The following is a 17,401-nucleotide window of genomic DNA, read 5'->3' as shown; positions in this document are numbered from 1 at the left end:
ACAAAATATTATGTTAATAGCTTACCAAAATGGTTAAAGCCTGTTAAGTCACTTGACAAAAGTGTATATGCCCTTATATTGAATGGAAACGAAACAAATCATTTAAAAATTAAAACAATAGTTATGAGTTACTTAAATATGAACGACGAAAAATTATTACCAACTGTTGTAGAATTAAACACTTTATTAGCAGACTACCACATTTATTATCAAAACTTAAGAAATTTCCACTGGAATATTTTAGGAGATAATTTCTTTGAATTACACGAAAAGTTTGAAGAATTATATACAGATGCAAGAGTAAAAATAGATGAAATTGCTGAGCGTATTCTTACTTTGAGATACCATCCAATGAGTAATTTAAAAGATTATTTAAAAACATCTTCAATTGAAGAAGTGTCTTCAAAAAAAACCGATAAGGAAATGGTAGATGCTATTTTAGACAATCATGCAGTATTACTAAAGCAAATGTCTAAGGTTATTGAAAAAGCAGAACAAACTAACGACGAAGGTACTATAGATCTTATAGGTGCTTACATAAGAGAACTAGAAAAAAGTAGTTGGATGTTAGATGCATTCACCAAAGAAACCGCATCACAATTAAATGAGGTTTAGTAGGCTTACACAGAGCTTAAAAACAAACATTTAATCACTAAAACATCTTAAAAATGAAAGAGCAATTCAATACTGCCCTTGGGAATCTTATTTCTAAACTCAAGGGTTGGTTTAACACAATCATAGAATATATACCCAACTTTATACTAGCCATTTTGGTTATGGTAGCATCATATTTTGCTGCTAAGTACATTAGTAAATTAGTGAGTAAGCTAGTATCTAGAAAGGTAAATCAAGAATCAATAACAACAGCTATCGCAAGAGTAACAACTGTTATCGTAGTAGCTATAGGCTTATTCGTTGCATTAGGTGTAATGAATTTAGGTAAAGCATTAACCTCGTTATTAGCAGGTGCTGGTGTAGTAGGGTTAGCGATAGGTCTAGCTTTACAAGGTACATTGGCAAATACTTTTGCAGGTCTTATATTATCGTTTAGAAAGAAAATTCAAATCGGTAATTGGGTAGAAACAACAGGTTTTTCTGGTGAGGTTATCGATATTAATCTTAAAGACTTTACATTAAAAGAAGCTGATAATAATATTGTTGTTATTCCTAATAAAACAATATTAGAAAATCCACTTAAAAACTACTCCTTAACTACAAGGATGAGAGTATTCTTAGAGTGTGGAGTAGGATACGAGTCTGATTTAGAAAAGGTAGAACAACTAACCAAAGAAGTTATCGCTAAAACTTTTGATCAGGTTGAAAAACCAGAAGATGTAGAGTTCTATTATACAGAATTTGGGGACAGTTCTATAAACTACTTATGCAGATTTTGGATAGATGCCGAAAGTATGCTCGAAAAATTAAGAGCAAAAACTAAAGCCATAATAGAAATTAAAAAGGCTTACGATAAAGAAGGTATTAATATTCCTTTCCCTATAAGAACACTTCAATTTGATAACAAGCTTAGTGTTAAGTCACCAGACTTGCAAGAAGCGTTTTCAAACAACTAAACCAAACAAATCCTACACTATTATCTATTCAGTGAAAGTCACTGAAAGAACCATGGTTTCTGAAAGTCAGAAACTAAAAAACACTAATCATTTAAAAATTTAAAATTATGTTACGTTGGACAATCACATTTGTAATTATTGCAATCATAGCCGGAATCTTAGGATTTGGTGGAATAGCAGGAGGAGCTGCAACAATAGCAAAAATATGTTTCTTTCTATTCTTAGTACTATTTGTTATTTCTCTTTTTAGAGGATCAACAAAAAAACTATAAACCAAGTATAGTAAAATAAAACATTAACCACTAAAATTTAAAACAATGAAAAAGTTCACATATTTATTTATAGCATTATTTAGTCTTAGTTTATTAACCACAAGTTGTAGAGAACAAAAAACTACTGGCGAAAAAATAGAAGAAGCAGTAGATGATACTGGTGATGCTATTGAAGATGCTGCAGACGATGTGTCTGATGAAGTAGAAGATGCAGTTGATAACAAATAAAACAGACAATAATGAAACGATTAACATATTTGTTTTTAGCTCTGTTTAGCTTGAGTGTATTTATTACAAGCTGTAGAGAGCAAAAAACACCTGACGAAAAAGTTGAGCAAGCATTAGACGACGTTAGCGATGAATTAGAAGAAGCTAGTGATGATGTAAAAGATGCTGCAGAAGACTTAAAAGACGAAATAGAAGAGGTTAAAGAAGAAAATGGAGGTAAGTAATAATCTGCCATTAAACTTTAATCACAGAATCAAATAAATTATAAAAAGATGAAAATTAAAATATTAGCCTTAGCACTTACAATGTTCGTTAGTGTACAGGCACAGAAAGAAAATAAAGATAAAATTGTTGAAACCAAAACCAGAATCATAAACGTTATGGAAGATGGTGAAATGGTCGAAAAAAAGGTCATGGTAAAAACAACAAAAGAGCAAGAAATTAAAACAGATCCTAAATATAAAGGTACAATAGATGCTCCAAGGGTTTTTCCCGCTACCAAAGTTTCAAAAGTTATATATATAGATAATGATGACGATCCGTTTTATGATGAACAAGCAAAAGTAACTTATTATAAAAAAGACGGAATGGTCTATAATTTTAATCCAACTAATTCTGGATTTGAAATTGTTGACAATAAATCAAAAAAGTTAATTGGTAATGCCAGATTTTCAAACAATGCCGATGTGTATTTATTTAACACAAATGATTATACTGGTATTGGGTATTTCAAAAACAACATGTTTGTTATTGAGTATTATGATGATGAAGGCACACTAATTATTGAGAAATTTAATGATAGTGAGCTGTAATTACAGATAGATAACTTTAAAAAGCCATCACAATTGATGGCTTTTTTTTATTTTTATACAAACAAAAAACTATGAGTACTACCATACCAAAAGAGACTTTTTCCTTCTTCAAAAAACTAGCTAAAAACAATAATAGAGATTGGTTTAATGAACATAAACCTGAGTTTAAAGCTATTGAAGCTAAAGTGAAATCTGCATACAACCATTTAGGTGAATTAATGAGTACTCACGATCAGATTGAAAAGATTAAAATTTTCAGAATATACAGAGATGTACGTTTTTCAAAAAATAAGCTACCGTACAAAACTCATTTTGGTGGATCTTTTGCAAGAAAGAAACCAGAACTAAGAGGTGGTTATTATCTGCACATTCAACCTAATAATGAATCGTTTATTGCAACAGGTTTTTGGGAGCCTAATAAAGAAGATTTGTTCAGAATTAGAAAAGAATTTGAAATGGATGATAGTGAGATGAGGGATATTCTTAATGATAAAACTTTTAGTGAAACTTGGGGAAGTTTCGTTGGTGATGAGCTAAAAACTGCACCTAAAGGTTTTGATAAAGAGCATCTTGCAATAGATCTTATTCGTAAAAAGCAATACATTTTCATCAAAAAGTACTCAGACAAAGAAGTGATGCAAGACAATTTTCTTGAAAATGTAAACGATGCGTTTAAAAAAATTAGACCATTCTTTGATTACATGAGCGATGTACTTACTACAAATCTTAATGGCGAGTCGTTGCTTTAAACAGCCTTCAAAACTTCTGGTTTAGTAAATGCTTGAATACTATCTAATAAGCGTTCCTTTACGATATTCATCATACGCTTATTTAATGCTGAAGAATTTTCTATATAAAGCGCATATTCTTCTTCTGTAAATTGTCCAATAATCATTCCTTTTACAGAATTTCTAAACTTCATATCCTTATGTATCGCGTTATCTATATAGGATAGTTGTTTCGGTAAACTCAATTCGTAAAATACATTTTTGCGTTTAGCAATGTAATTTTTAAAAACAGAAATAAACAAATCGTGCTGCATCTTTATGATAGGGCGTAATGTTTTGTTCTGAAATAACTCATCAGAACTCATAGAATCATAAATCTTTGCAGAAGAAATTACAGGTCTAATAGATAATAAATGCTCTGTTCGTGAAGCCATGGTTAAGTCATTTAGGATTAATCTGGAATTAAAATTAACCATTAACACTTTGTTTGAGTAGGCTAGGCGATATTGTTGTTAACGGTCTTATTAACATTTCTGATTTTAGTATTTAAAAATCTAATTCAAAAAAATATAGCAAATCACCATTAACAACTATCTTTGAGAAAACCCTTTTTTATGAAATTCGGAAGCGTCGATAACCCAGAACATATAGATTTTACTCTACCACCAGACCATCCTGATACACTTAAGACATTACAAAAAAATCCTTCAGATAATACTAAGGTTTACGTAGGTTGTGCAAAATGGAATAAGGCAGATTTAAAAGGATTCTATCCAAGAGGAACAAAAGACGAATTAGAGTATTATTCGCGTCAGTTTAATTCTATTGAGTTAAATGCAACGTTTTATAGAATTTTTCCACCAGAGCAATTTGAAAAATGGCACGATAAAACACCAGATAATTTTAGATTCTTTCCAAAATTAAATCAGGAAATTAGTCATTGGAAACGTCTTAATGATGATATTGCTCCTGTTGTAGATAATTACCTTTACAGTGCTGTTAACCTCAAAGAAAAGCTGGGATGTGTCTTTTTGCAAATGCACAACAATTTTGCTCCTAAGGATTTTGATCGTGTGATAAATTTTATTGAAGGTTGGCCAAAAGAAATTCCGTTAGCTGTAGAGTTTAGGCATACAGGTTGGTATAATGATGAAGCTGTAGCTGAAGATTTATATCAACTCTTGGAAGAAAATAATATTTCTAACATCATTGTAGACAGTGCTGGTAGACGCGATGTTATGCATATGCGACTCACCAATTCCAGAGCATTTGTACGCTATGTTGGTGCAAATCATCCAAGTGATTATACGCGTTTAGATGATTGGGTAGAACGTCTAAAGCATTGGAAAGACAATGGTATTAAAGAAATTGACTTTTTTGTACATCAAAATATAGAAAAAGAGTCTCCATTGCTTTCGGCCTATTTAATTAAAAAGTTAAATGCTGAATTGGGAACGGATTTAAAGATTCCTAATGATGATTCCGAAGGGCAACAAAAATTATTATGATTCTTATAATAAGAATAGAATGGAAGAACTTGAAAAGATTAAGCTCGAATTAATTGGAAAAAAACTCTTAAAAGTTTTTCATACTGATCAAGGTAAAGGAATAGAGCATCTTGAAGGTCTTGGAAATGCCTATTATTTTTCTACAGTATTAGAATTAGAAAATAATTTAAAATATGGTTTTGGAAATAATTGGATTAGTAAATGGACTGATTCAGAACCTCTACATGAAGTTACACATGAAAATTGGGGAATTAAAAAGAATATAGAATATAATAATGTCATAATTTCAGATTTAATTATTGATGATGAAGATGATATATACATTAAGCTTAAAAACGATGTAGTTATATACCATACAATAGACTATGGTGATGGACTATATTTCAATCAATTTTCTGATTTATTCAATGTAAAAGACGAATCAAATAAAGGAGTAAATACAAGAAATAATTCTTTCAATCTTTGGCAAAGAATAAAAAATAAATTTAATCTATAAAATACATGAGATTCCACACACGCAAATGGGTAAAACCCGAAGACTTAAATCCTAACGGTACACTTTTCGGAGGTCAACTTTTGGCCTGGATTGACGAAGAAGTGGCTTTATATACTATAATTCAGTTAGAAAATTCTAAAGTAGTTACCAAATACATGTCCGAAATTAACTTTATGGCTTCTGCCAAAAAAGGAGATATCGTAGAAATTGGTATTGAAGTTATAAAATTTGGTAATTCTTCATTAACTATGAAATGTGAAGTCCGTAATAAAATGACCAGAGAAACCATTCTTACTGTAGATAAGATTATTATGGTAAACCTTGGACCTGACGGTAAGCCTAAGCCACATGGCAAAACAGAAGTAGAATATGTAAAAGATAGATTAGAAGATAATTAATCTGAACTGGCAACAGCCAATTCGTAAATTTCTAAATCAAAATATTTTACCGACGCCAAAACATGGTCAAAAATATCACCAATAATGTACTCGTAGTTTTGCCAGCGAATATCACTACTAAAGGCATAAATTTCCATAGGAATCCCTTGTGGAGTAGGCTCTAACTGGCGAACCATCAAAGTCATATCTTTATTGATTGCAGAATGCCTGTCCATGTAGGTCTGCAAGTATTTTCTAAAGACTCCAAAATTAGTAAGGTTTCTACCGTTTATTAAGATCGATTTATCAATACCCTTTTCTGTATTAAATTTCTTTATTTCTTTTGAGCGTTGATCTATATAATTAGAAATAAGCTCAATCCTTTTAAAGCGTTCAATATCTTCATCGGTTAAGAACTTAATTGTAGAAGCTTTAATAATTACAGAACGCTTTATACGTCTACCACCAGAATTCATCATACCTCGCCAATTCTTAAATGAATCAGAAATTAAAGCGTATGTGGGAATAGTAGTTATGGTTTTATCCCAATTCTGCACCTTTACTGTGGCTAAATTGATCTCTATTACGTCTCCATCTGCACCATATTTTTCAAATGTAATCCAGTCACCTATACGAACCATATCATTAATAGTAACTTGTATACTAGCTACAAAGCCTAATATTGTATCCTTAAAAATCAATAGAATTACTGCAGAAGCTGTTCCAAGAGAAAGTGCAAAATTCAAAAATGTAATACCAGTGAGAATTGAAAACGCTGCAAAAATCCCAAGAACCCAAGCAAATATCATAAATACTTGGATGTAGCTATCTATAGGTTTATCCTTGTAACGTGGTAATGTTTTAAGATAATCTTTTACTGAATTAAGGAAACTCCTAATAATCCTTAGCGTTAGTAAAATGGCAATAATCTTCAGCGTTTTTTCAACTATATTTTCAAAATTGCTAAAGTCAGAAAACACATCTGGTACAAACTCAATGAGTATGATCAGTGGAATGATATGGGCAACGTTCCTAGGAAGTTTATTGCTGATTAAGATATTATCAAAATTAGTTTTGGTTTTACTGGCAATGGTTGCAGAGAATTTCCAGAGTATACGTTTGGTAATATAATCTACAATAAAAGCAACAATGAGCAAGGCTATCAAAAGCGCCAACATATTTAAGTACTGTGCTGTGTTTTCAGAAACACCACGCTCTAAAAGCAAATCGTATATGTAATGTCTTATACTAAGCATTTGCAGGTTTCAGATATTTTTTATCTATATAAAATGTACCGAAAGGAATTATAGCTGCTATAAGTACAATCCATAAGGTACGGTTATTCCATTTCATGTCTTTACTCATTAAAACTGCCATAACAATATAAGCAATAAATAGTAGGCCATGTGGCATACCTAGCATTTTTACATACTGTGGGTCGTTAGCAAAGTATTTTACAGGTGTTGCTATAAACAATAACAAAATATAAGATACACCTTCAAGTAGTGCTACAATTCTAAATGTTGATAGAAGTTTAGACATGTTTTAAAATTTTATGCAAAAGTACTTTACAAACAAGTAATAACCATAGCATTTTAACAGCTTTTAAGAAATAAAGGCAAACTACAATTCAATTAATTATCTTTAGGCGTTCAACCAAAAATCAAAGTTTTTTAAGAATGAAAAAAATTCTGGTACTATCACTCATTTCAAGCCTATGTTTTTCATGTGCTACAGTAAAAAATTCATCTAAAGCAAAAAATCAGCAACCAGCTGTGGCTACAAAACCACAAGCTCCAAAAAAGAAACCTGGTAAAATAAAAGATTACGACAAGGTAATTACCAAAGATGCTGTAACAGACAAAGGCCTATTTGATGTACACGTAGTAGATGATAAGTATTATTTTGAAATTCCGACCAAATACTTAAATACAGACATGCTTTTGGTAAGTAGGTTGGCTAAGTTACCAGCAAATCTTGGTGGTGGATATGTTAATGCAGGTACCAAAACCAATACCAGAATGATTAATTGGGAACGATTTAGAGATAAAATTCTCATTAAAGAAAAATCATCGAGTGCAATAGCTGCGGATAGTTTGCCTATAAATGTATCTGTACGTGCCAATAATTACGAGCCAACCTTGTATGCTTTTGATATAGCAGCCTTTTCTAAAGATTCCTCTGCTGTAGTGGTTGATGTTACTAAATTCTATAGTTCAGATGTTAAAGCTATAAGTGGATTACCTTCATTTTTTAGAAAACAATATAAAGTTAGAAGTTTAGATAAATCAAGAAGTTTTATAAACGCCATGCGTAGCTATCCTGAAAATATTGAAGTCATACAGGATTTTACTTATAATGCTGCGGAGCCACCTTCTAATTACGGAACCGAAACTATTAGTGTTCAAATGAATCAATCTATGATTTTATTGCCAGAAGAACCAATGCAGCCTCGTTATTTTGATGAGAGAGTAGGTTGGTTTACACTAAGTCAATATGATTATGGAAGTGAAGAACTTAAAGCGGATGAAAAGACTTATATAAGACGTTGGAAACTCGTTCCTAAGGATATTGAAGCTTATAAACGTGGCGAATTGGTTGAGCCTGTTAAACCAATTGTGTATTATTTAGATCCTGCCACACCAATGAAGTTTAGAAAATACATGAAAGAAGGTATAGAGCTATGGCAAAAGGCATTTGAAGCAGCAGGATTTAGAAACGCTATTATAGCAAAAGATCCACCTAGTAAGGAAGAAGATCCTGAGTTTAGTCCTGAGGATATTCGCTATTCTGTGGTACGTTATGTGGCTAGTACTACACGTAATGCCACAGGACCAAGTGTGTCTGATCCTCGAAGTGGTGAAATTATAGAAAGTGATATCATTTGGTATCATAATCATTTACGCTCATATAGAAACCGTTACATGTTAGAAACCGGAGCTGCGAATCCTTCTGCAAGAACTTTGAACACACCAGATGAAGAAATAGGTGAAATGATGAAAATGGTAATTGCACACGAGGTTGGGCATACCTTAGGTTTACCACATAATATGAGTGCAAGCTATGCCTATGATGTTGAAAATTATAGAGATGGTGCGTTCACTCAAAAAAATGGTATTGCTGCCACGATTATGGATTATGCACGTTATAATTACATTGCTCAACCAGGTGACAAGAATATTAGATTTGTTCGTCAATTAGGACCTTATGATGATTATGCCATCAATTATGGTTATCGTTACATTCCAGATGCTAAATCTGCTGATGACGAAAAGGAAACTTTAAACCGTTGGATCATTGAAAAGGCAGGAAATCCTATTTATAAGTTCGGTAAGCAAAGTAGTCGTTTCGACCCAACAGCACAAACCGAAGATATTGGCAATAACAGTATAAAAGCCAGTACTTATGGGATTAAGAATCTCAAAATTGTTGCTAAAAACTTACCTGATTGGACGAGCGACAAAACTAACAATTACGAAGATTTAGAAGAACTTTATGGAGAACTTTTAGGTGTTTGGAGTCGTTATGTTGGTCATGTCGTCACACATGTTGGTGGAGTAGTAGAGGATACTAAGAATCCATCTCAAAAAGGTTTGGTTTACAATCCTGTGGATAAAGCATATCAGAAATCCGCAATGCAATGGTTGCACCAAAATGCTTTTGAAACGCCAGAGTGGTTAGTTGATGAATCTATTTTAAGAAATATTGATTTTGCTGGTTATACAGATAGAATTCGAAGATTACAAACCAGACATTTGAATAATTTGATGAATTTTGAACGCTTAGGCAGACTTATAGATCATAAAGCGATGAACAGTGGAAACTATTCAGCCTTAGATATGATGAAAGACTTACGTATTGGACTATGGTCAGAAACAATGTCGTCTTCTAATGTTTCAGTATATAGAAGAAACTTGCAACGTGCTTATGTGGACAGGATGGAGTACTTAATGACAGAAAACATTGATTCTAGGAGAAGCAATCAATATTTTAACGTTAACCAATCTGATGTTAGATCCATTGTGAGAGGAGAATTAAATACACTTAAACGTATCTTAACTTCTGCTGCAAACGCAGGTGTAAATACAGACACAAAATACCATTACAGAGACTGTATTGAAAGAATTAATACTATATTAGAGCCAAAATAAAAATCATGAAAAAACTAATCATATTTTGCTTATTGGCTACAATTGTAATACCATCAATAAGCTATTCGCAATCTGGCTTATCAAAAGAGGAAAAAGTACAGGCAATGTACGATCTCAATAAAAAAATAGTTGAGTCTCAGAATTTTAGTTTTATAGCAACTTGGGTTTTTAGTGATGATAAAAGAGGACAAGTATCTGAAAGTGCGAATACAATTACTATAAATAATTCTAATATTTATGGTTCACTGTCTACTTTAGAAGCTGACAAACCTTCTGTAATGCTCAAGGGAGCAATGCAAAACTATAGCGTTAATTATAAGGATGACGCTCATGAAATTACTATCAGTTTTAATATTGGTGGCTATAATGCTTCACTAACTGTAAAGCCTAATGGTAATACGTTTTTAGAGTTAGACTATGCCAATGGCAAGAAGTTGAAATACAGAGGAGCAATAAAATAAATGGCTTTAGTGCAACCTAAAATTTTAACGCTTCAAGAAAAGAAATTAGTTGGTATGCAGAGTCAAATGCTCGTACATCAACATGATGAAATCATAAAGCTTTGGAAAAAATTCATGCCACGAAAGCATGAAATTAAAAATGTACTAAACCAAGAGTTTATTGCACTTCAAAATTATACACATTTTGGCGATTTTAGTAAGCCCTACAATGTTTGGGCTTCTGTAGAGGTTTCTGAATTTATAGAGTTGCCAGATGAAATGGAAGGTTTTACAATCCCAGAAGGTACTTATGCTGTTTTTCTTCATAAAGGGATGGATGCTGGCAAAACATATCAACGAATAATGACAGAATGGTTGCCAAATTCTGGATATATAATTGATGATAGACCTCATTTTCAAATTATGGGTGAAAAGTACAAAAACGGAAGCCCAGATTCTGAAGAGGATTTTTATTTACCAATAAAGCGAAAAAAAGATGCGTGAATTTAAAGATTTATTAATTATCCTAGTTGTCTTTTTCTTTTCATTTAGTGTATTTAGTCAAGATAATATTTGTGATTGTTGTTCATATGCTTCATTGCAATACCAGCAAGATTATGATGAAATATTCAGTCCTTCACTTATAAAATCAGAAAGAATTAAAGAAGTAGTGGTTTATACAAAAGCCAAAAGTGATTCAGATTCTATACAATTTAAAAAGTATAAAGAAATTAAATTTAAGTTTAATAAAAATGGTCAAGTCATTCTAAAAACGCATTATAATAGAAGAGGAAAACCACATTCTACATATGAGTTGAAAAGAAATAGATATGGAAAAATATATCAACAAGTTTTTAATTATATAGATAGTTTAGAGCAAAAGGCTGACTTTTTCAGTTCTGAAATAATAGATTATACATATGATACAAGAAGACGTCTATTAAAGATCAAAGAAAGAGATTACAAGGGTAAAGTTTTACCAGATAATAAAGCTATGTATACATTATTTAGATATGATAATAAAAATAGAGTAGTTAATATTACTAACCACAGAAATTATAATGATGAATCATCTATTTCAATTACAAAGTACTTGTTTAAAGATGACTCATTAAGCTCAACTTTTCAGGTTTTAAGAAATGGTAAACTAAGTACTTCCGGTAAATCAACATATAACAGAAATTGGAAGTTACTAACAGAAAAAATTTATAATGAAGTCTTAAAGAGTATGGCTTTTGATTGTTATTATGAATATGATAAAAATGATAGACTAGTTAAGTTTAAGTCTGTTTCTGGACCTGGTTCAGCAGATGAGTGCCCAGAAGACAATACCTTTATTGATACTTACAAGTATGACTCCAAAGGATTCTTAATAAATATAAATCATACCTTTAGGAATAATTCATGTGAGATGACATTTGAATACAGGAAATAATTAAAAAGGCTTGCGATAATCACATCCTGTTTTGTAGTTACTACATCCAAAAGCCGTTTTTCCTTTTAATATTTTGCCAATTTTACATTTTGGGCAGGCATCACCAACTTTGACTTGAGGTTTTGTAGTTTGTTTAGGTTCGAGTTTAAGTTTAAAGTTGTCATCAAATCGTAATAAACCTTCAATTGATTTTCCATTAATTTTGAAACCTTTAAGATTAACTGTAGACCCTTTGTCTAACAATCTTAAATATTGATTTTCAGATATCTTTTTGTCGCCAAATTTAAAAGGCAAAACAAAATCACAGCTTTTGCCATAAAGGTTGCAGCCATAAGCCGATTTTCCTTTAATCAATCGTCCTTTTTGGCATTTAGGACAAGTAGAAGCAACAATCTTTTTAGATTTAGACTTAGAATTAGCCTTGGTCTTATTAACAGGTTTATTATTTATCGCCGAAATACGTGTTTCTACCTTTTCGCTTCTTACCTCATAAACTAATGCATCAACCATACGTTTCATTCCTTTAATAAACGTATTAGCGCTTATTTCGCCTTTTTCTATATCTTTTAATTGCTTTTCCCAAGTACCAGTGAGTTCGGCTGATTTCAACAATTCATTCTGAATAGTATCTATTAATTGTATTCCTGTTACTGTTGGTAAAATTTGCTTTTTATTTCGCTTAATATATTTACGTTTAAAAAGCGTTTCTATAATATTCGCTCTCGTAGAAGGTCTGCCAATACCATTCTCTTTCATTAAATCTCTCAACTCATCATCATCTACTTGTTTGCCTGCAGTTTCCATGGCACGTAGAAGAGAGGCTTCGGTATACTGTTTTGGTGGTTTGGTTTGCTTTTCTAAAAACGAAGGCTCGTGTGGTCCCTTTTCACCTTCAGCAAATGTTGGTAATATCGTCTCTCCTTTGGTTTTAGAGTCATTAGACTCAAATACTACACGCCAACCTTTAGATAATATTTCTTTACCTGTAGTTTTAAAATTGACATTATCTGCTTTACCAATAACTGTAGTATTAGATACTTTACAATCATCATAAAAAACAGCTATAAATCGTTTGGTAATGATGTCATAAACACGTTGTTCATTATGCTGTAAATGCGTTTGCATTCCCGTGGGAATTATAGCATGGTGATCCGTTACTTTTTTATCGTTAAATACACGAGACGATTTCCTTATCTTTTTATTTAGTAAATGTGCTGTAAACTGATTATAATCAGTGAGTTTAGAAAGTATATTTTTTACTTTAGGATAAATATCACTAGGTAAAAATGTAGTATCAACTCTAGGGTATGTTACGACCTTTTTTTCATAAAGTTTTTGTGCGATTTTTAAGGTGTCATCTGCGGATAAACCAAACTTGGTATTACAGTAAACCTGTAATCCAGTCAAATCAAAAAGTTTAGGTGCATATTCTGTACCTTTCTTTTTGGTAATAGACACAATTTCATATTCATGTTCTTTTACTTTATTAGCTAACTTTTCACCATCTTCCATTTTTAGAAAACGTCCTTCTTCATAACTAAATAAAGTATCTCTGTATAGTGTTTGAAGCTCCCAATAAGGTTGTGGCACAAAGTTTTCTATTTCTTTATAGCGATTAACCAACATAGCAAGAGTAGGAGTTTGCACTCTACCAACAGAGAGTACTTGTTTATAACCACCATGTTTAACGGTATATAAACGAGTAGCATTTATACCTAATAACCAATCTCCAATAGATCTAGAAAATCCTGCATGATAGAGATTATCATAATCTTCAGCTGGTTTTAGATTTTCAAAGCCTTCTTTTATAGCTTCTGTAGTAAGCGATGAAATCCAAAGACGCTGTACTTTTCCTTTATATTTAGCTTCACTTAAAACCCAACGCTGTATCAGCTCTCCTTCTTGTCCAGCATCACCACAATTAATAACAACATCTGCTTTATCAAAAAGGCTTTTTACAATGTTAAACTGTTTTTTTATGCCTTCATTATTCGAAACTTTAATCTTGAATTTTTCTGGAAGCATCGGTAAGTTGTTAAGATCCCAACTTTTCCAATGAGGTTTATAATCACTCGGCTCGCACAACGAACAAAGATGACCAAAGGTGTAAGTTACAGCATAGCCATTACCTTCAAAGTAACCATCACGTTTGGTGTTGGCTCCTAAAACATTCGCAATTTCTCTTGCGACACTAGGTTTTTCGGCTATACAGACTTTCAAAATTTATTGAATTTTTAAGACTGCAAAATAAGTAAAATATAGAATTATAAAAGTGATTTTAAAGCTCTAAAATCAGCTTTTGTCCAATTCTAAGCGTAGAGTTCCTTTTAATTTTATTGGTTCTGCAAATTGAAGCAATACTTGTTTGGTTACGCTTAGAAATTCTGGAAAGTGTATCTCCTTTTCTTACAACATATACTTTGCGTTGCTTTTCTAAACTCGCTAAGGCTTCTTCCTTAGTATTAAACAGTGTTAGTTTTGCTAAACCCTTAGAACTATGGTATGTTGCTCTGGTCCATTTGTGGGTTACCCAAAGATCTTGAGAACGAATGGTATTAGTATCATCAAAATTGAAAAGATATTCAGGATGAATATATTCACCTTTATAGCTTGTTACCAAATGCAAATGACTGCCTGTTGAGCGTCCTGTGTTACCGCCTTTTCCTAAGTATTGTCCTTTTGCTAACGTATCATTTGCCTTAACTGCTATATACGAAAGGTGAGCATAAGTCGTTTCTAAACCATTAAAATGACGAACAACAACAGTTTTGCCATGACCACGACTATATCTTGCAAATCTTACAATACCTCCAAGAATAGAAACTACAGAATCTCCTGTTACTAAATCAATATCAATGCCTTTGTGTGGTCTCCCTTTTCGCCATCCATAACGAGATGTAATTACCTTTTTATGCGATACAGGAGAAGCATAGGTACTGTCAGAAAATGTGATGTTAATAGGGAATTCAGATACGGTGTACTTGTAAGGGTTGTATACAGTTGTGTCCCAATGCTCAGCTTTTATATCTGGTAAAGCATTAAGAAGAGTGTCGGTATCTGATTGTAAAGGTATTTCTATTTCCTTTACTAAGCTAGCCTTTTTAAATGTTGATGGTAATGTGATTTTTAAAGTATCTGAAGGACTTTCATTTTGGGCAATTACACAGGTTATACCCATAAAAAATGAAATGGCAAATAAGAGGGTTTTCATTAATTTAAAAATAATCTTTCGGTTGAAAGAACGCTAAATTAAAACAAATATTGTTAATCACAAATCACTTTATTCATCAATGAAAAAGCTTTAATTTTGCACCTTTAATTTAGAATACTATTTATGTCGCAAACAAACCAAGCTGTTCAAGAGAAGAAAACCGATAAAGAATTATACGATTATCAACAAGGAGCAATTAGTAAGATTTTTGAAAAATTCGACACTGCTCCAGACGATTATCACTTGTTATACCAACTGCCAACTGGTGGTGGAAAAACAGTTATCTTTTCTGAAATGGTACGTCAATACTTAAAAAATCACAATAAAAAAGTATTGGTAATGACGCACAGAATTGAGCTTTGTAATCAGACTTCTAAAATGCTGACTAGTTTTGGTGTTACTAACAAGGTTGTAAATAGTAAGGCGAATTTAGATGACCAGGCAGAGTATTCTTGTTTTGTTGCTATGGTGGAAACTTTAAATAACCGTCTTAATGATGATATGCTAGATATCTCTGATGTTGGTTTGGTAATCATTGATGAGGCACACTATAACTCATTTACTAAACTTTTTAAATTCTTTGAAAAGGCTTTCATTTTAGGTGTTACGGCAACACCATTAAGTTCTAATAAAGAACTGCCTATGAAAGGTAATTACAACGAGCTTATTACTGGTGAAACTATAGAAAACCTTATCGAAAATGAGTTTTTAGCACGTTGCGAAACGTATGCCTACGATATGGGATTAACTTCGTTAGAAGTTGGGTCTAATGGCGACTATACCGTAAAATCTTCAGAAGATTTATATACAAGTCCTGCAATGCTTCAAAAAACAGTCGATGCGTACAAAAAACATTCGCTAGGGAAGAAGACTTTAATATTTAATAATGGTATCAATACTTCCATAAGTGTGTATTATGCGTTTAGAGAAGCAGGATTACCAATTATGCATTTAGATAATACAGCTACGAAAAAGCAACGTAAGCAGATTTTAGATTGGTTTCACGAAACACCAAATGCCATCTTAACCTCTGTAAGTATCTTAACTACTGGTTTTGATGAACCTACTATAGATACTATTATTTTAAATAGAGCAACAAAATCGTTAACACTCTATTACCAAATGATTGGTCGTGGCTCTCGTATTCTTAATAATAAAGAAAAATTTACGGTAATAGACCTTGGTAACAATTTGTACCGTTTTGGTCCTTGGGGAGCAGACTTAGATTGGCAATTAATTTTTAAATCGCCAAACTGGTATACAGATCGTATTAAGGATGACGAAGCTATTGAAGCCAACTTTAAGCACGATTTAGATGACGAAATCAAAGGCGAATTTTCTAAATCTGAAGATACTTATTTTGATATCAGACAAACTTATAAAGATGCTGTTACTGCTGGTGAATCTTCAAAGGTTGTATTAGAGCGTTCTATTGAACATCATGCCAAAATATGTATAGAGAACAGTGAGGATGTTTATGATGCTTTAGCTTTAGCAAAATTACTTAAAGACGATATTAATCAACGTATAGAAATCTATGCGAAGTGTATTAGTAAGAGCACACATAATTTCTTAAAATGGTTAAAAGACGATTACCAGAAAAAGCTCAACTCATACCTTAGAACTAACTTTGATGAAAAGTTTGAGGAGATTCACGGATATCCTCCTGAAGAATAAAAACTTTAAAACCCTTACGAAAAGTTGTACTTTTATACTGCTATGAGTAAAGTAAAGGATAAAATAAAAAAGAAACCAGATTTAGTAGTCTTCGATGAAGAAAAACAACGCTATGATGCTGCATTTAGACCCTACGCAACTAATGTTGGTGCACCACAGATAAAGTTACCAAATAATGGAACTTGGAAGAGTTCTCAAATATACAAGGCTAACAAACATCTTAAGGCTAAGTATGAGGCCATTAAAGCTGAGTATGATGAGTTGTTAAAGGTTATGGAATATAATGAATTGGTGACCAATGCTAAGTTTACATTTGAGCCTTTAATAGGTGAGACCTATCATTTATACAATAACTCAAAGCAAGAACCATTTCTTTCTATCATTGAGCCCAACAGTTGTAATTTTGAGTATTTAGGTAGTTTCCGCTTAACCTCAGATTACCTTTGGGAAAAGGTTGCGCATCAAAAAGGGTCTTCAGTAGCTAATATCTAAGTA

General features: G+C 32.2%; 21 protein-coding genes. 16 read left to right on the top strand and 5 right to left on the bottom strand.

The genetic code is table 11. The annotated features are described in order from the left end of the window. Positions 1 to 123: 123 nt before the first annotated feature. The 7 genes from ACXAFS_RS06645 to ACXAFS_RS06615 all read left to right on the top strand — a co-directional run bounded on the left by ACXAFS_RS06645 (position 124) and on the right by ACXAFS_RS06615 (position 3,632). Positions 124 to 615, top strand: a complete 492-nt coding sequence (locus ACXAFS_RS06645) for a Dps family protein (RefSeq protein WP_475306024.1) — start codon at positions 124 to 126, stop codon at positions 613 to 615. Positions 616 to 668: 53 nt separating this feature from the next. Beyond that, positions 669 to 1,571: a mechanosensitive ion channel family protein gene (locus tag ACXAFS_RS06640; protein ID WP_475306023.1), complete on the top strand. Its 903-nt coding sequence runs from the start codon at positions 669 to 671 to the stop codon at positions 1,569 to 1,571. Between the two features lie 107 nt (positions 1,572 to 1,678). Further along, complete coding sequence (locus ACXAFS_RS06635; RefSeq protein ID WP_331809893.1) at positions 1,679 to 1,843, top strand: DUF1328 family protein; 165 nt, start codon at positions 1,679 to 1,681, stop codon at positions 1,841 to 1,843. Between the two features lie 45 nt (positions 1,844 to 1,888). Then, positions 1,889 to 2,071 carry a hypothetical protein gene (locus ACXAFS_RS06630; RefSeq protein ID WP_475306022.1) on the top strand — a complete coding sequence of 61 codons (183 nt, stop codon included), beginning with the start codon at positions 1,889 to 1,891 and terminating at the stop codon, positions 2,069 to 2,071. Between the two features lie 11 nt (positions 2,072 to 2,082). Continuing rightward, positions 2,083 to 2,295 (top strand): hypothetical protein, encoded by a 213-nt coding sequence (locus ACXAFS_RS06625; protein ID WP_475306021.1) that lies wholly within the window; start codon positions 2,083 to 2,085, stop codon positions 2,293 to 2,295. A 48-nt stretch (positions 2,296 to 2,343) separates the two neighbouring features. Beyond that, complete coding sequence (locus ACXAFS_RS06620) at positions 2,344 to 2,883, top strand: hypothetical protein (RefSeq protein WP_475306020.1); 540 nt, start codon at positions 2,344 to 2,346, stop codon at positions 2,881 to 2,883. A 71-nt stretch (positions 2,884 to 2,954) separates the two neighbouring features. Further along, complete coding sequence (locus ACXAFS_RS06615; RefSeq protein ID WP_475306019.1) at positions 2,955 to 3,632, top strand: DUF2461 domain-containing protein; 678 nt, start codon at positions 2,955 to 2,957, stop codon at positions 3,630 to 3,632. Here ACXAFS_RS06615 and ACXAFS_RS06610 read toward each other — a convergent pair. Continuing rightward, a complete protein-coding gene (locus ACXAFS_RS06610; RefSeq protein ID WP_475306018.1) occupies positions 3,629 to 4,045 on the bottom strand; it encodes a glyoxalase in 417 nt (138 codons plus the stop codon). The two genes, ACXAFS_RS06615 and ACXAFS_RS06610, sit on opposite strands and share 4 nt — an antisense overlap. Positions 4,046 to 4,225: 180 nt before the next feature. On the opposite strand from ACXAFS_RS06610, the gene ACXAFS_RS06605 reads away from it, so the two are divergent. From ACXAFS_RS06605 to ACXAFS_RS06595, 3 genes are read left to right on the top strand one after another with little or no spacing between them, the layout of a single operon-like run. Then, the gene (locus ACXAFS_RS06605) at positions 4,226 to 5,119 is read left to right on the top strand and encodes a DUF72 domain-containing protein (protein WP_475306017.1); all 894 of its coding nucleotides are present in this window, start codon (positions 4,226 to 4,228) and stop codon (positions 5,117 to 5,119) included. Beyond that, positions 5,085 to 5,615, top strand: coding sequence for a hypothetical protein (locus ACXAFS_RS06600; RefSeq protein WP_475306016.1), 531 nt, complete (start codon positions 5,085 to 5,087; stop codon positions 5,613 to 5,615). Before ACXAFS_RS06605 ends, ACXAFS_RS06600 begins: the two co-directional genes overlap by 35 nt. A 5-nt stretch (positions 5,616 to 5,620) precedes the next feature. Further along, a complete protein-coding gene (locus ACXAFS_RS06595; RefSeq protein WP_475306015.1) occupies positions 5,621 to 6,013 on the top strand; it encodes an acyl-CoA thioesterase in 393 nt (130 codons plus the stop codon). Here ACXAFS_RS06595 and ACXAFS_RS06590 read toward each other — a convergent pair. Both ACXAFS_RS06590 and ACXAFS_RS06585 read right to left on the bottom strand, forming a co-directional pair. Continuing rightward, a complete protein-coding gene (locus ACXAFS_RS06590; protein WP_475306014.1) occupies positions 6,010 to 7,248 on the bottom strand; it encodes a mechanosensitive ion channel family protein in 1,239 nt (412 codons plus the stop codon). The genes ACXAFS_RS06595 and ACXAFS_RS06590 overlap by 4 nt on opposite strands. Beyond that, positions 7,241 to 7,534: a DUF3817 domain-containing protein gene (locus ACXAFS_RS06585; protein ID WP_475306013.1), complete on the bottom strand. Its 294-nt coding sequence runs from the start codon at positions 7,532 to 7,534 to the stop codon at positions 7,241 to 7,243. Before ACXAFS_RS06585 ends, ACXAFS_RS06590 begins: the two co-directional genes overlap by 8 nt. A 137-nt stretch (positions 7,535 to 7,671) precedes the next feature. Between ACXAFS_RS06585 and ACXAFS_RS06580 the strand changes: the two genes are divergently transcribed. From ACXAFS_RS06580 to ACXAFS_RS06565, 4 genes are read left to right on the top strand one after another with little or no spacing between them, the layout of a single operon-like run. After that, positions 7,672 to 10,143, top strand: coding sequence for a zinc-dependent metalloprotease (locus tag ACXAFS_RS06580; RefSeq protein WP_475306012.1), 2,472 nt, complete (start codon positions 7,672 to 7,674; stop codon positions 10,141 to 10,143). A 5-nt stretch (positions 10,144 to 10,148) separates the two neighbouring features. Then, a complete protein-coding gene (locus ACXAFS_RS06575) occupies positions 10,149 to 10,604 on the top strand; it encodes a DUF4251 domain-containing protein (protein ID WP_475306011.1) in 456 nt (151 codons plus the stop codon). Further along, positions 10,605 to 11,087: a GyrI-like domain-containing protein gene (locus tag ACXAFS_RS06570; protein WP_475306010.1), complete on the top strand. Its 483-nt coding sequence runs from the start codon at positions 10,605 to 10,607 to the stop codon at positions 11,085 to 11,087. Then, the gene (locus tag ACXAFS_RS06565) at positions 11,080 to 12,018 is read left to right on the top strand and encodes a hypothetical protein (protein ID WP_475306009.1); all 939 of its coding nucleotides are present in this window, start codon (positions 11,080 to 11,082) and stop codon (positions 12,016 to 12,018) included. Before ACXAFS_RS06570 ends, ACXAFS_RS06565 begins: the two co-directional genes overlap by 8 nt. Here the strand turns inward: ACXAFS_RS06565 and ACXAFS_RS06560 are convergent, their stop codons facing one another. Together ACXAFS_RS06560 and ACXAFS_RS06555 are read right to left on the bottom strand one after the other, a co-directional pair. Next, complete coding sequence (locus tag ACXAFS_RS06560) at positions 12,019 to 14,238, bottom strand: type IA DNA topoisomerase (protein ID WP_475306008.1); 2,220 nt, start codon at positions 14,236 to 14,238, stop codon at positions 12,019 to 12,021. Between the two features lie 58 nt (positions 14,239 to 14,296). Then, positions 14,297 to 15,229, bottom strand: a complete 933-nt coding sequence (locus ACXAFS_RS06555; protein WP_475306007.1) for a peptidoglycan DD-metalloendopeptidase family protein — start codon at positions 15,227 to 15,229, stop codon at positions 14,297 to 14,299. A 123-nt stretch (positions 15,230 to 15,352) separates the two neighbouring features. Here ACXAFS_RS06555 and ACXAFS_RS06550 point away from each other — a divergent pair, with 123 nt between their 5' ends. Both ACXAFS_RS06550 and ACXAFS_RS06545 read left to right on the top strand, forming a co-directional pair. Next, positions 15,353 to 16,906, top strand: coding sequence for a DEAD/DEAH box helicase (locus tag ACXAFS_RS06550; RefSeq protein WP_475306006.1), 1,554 nt, complete (start codon positions 15,353 to 15,355; stop codon positions 16,904 to 16,906). Between the two features lie 42 nt (positions 16,907 to 16,948). After that, a complete protein-coding gene (locus ACXAFS_RS06545) occupies positions 16,949 to 17,398 on the top strand; it encodes a DUF2452 domain-containing protein (RefSeq protein WP_475306005.1) in 450 nt (149 codons plus the stop codon). The last annotated feature ends 3 nt before the right edge of the window (positions 17,399 to 17,401 follow it).

The organism is Winogradskyella sp. ABM4_392, from assembly GCF_056160445.1.
Note: the sequence above shows the minus strand (reverse complement) of the source record. Positions and strands in the feature narration are given on the sequence as shown.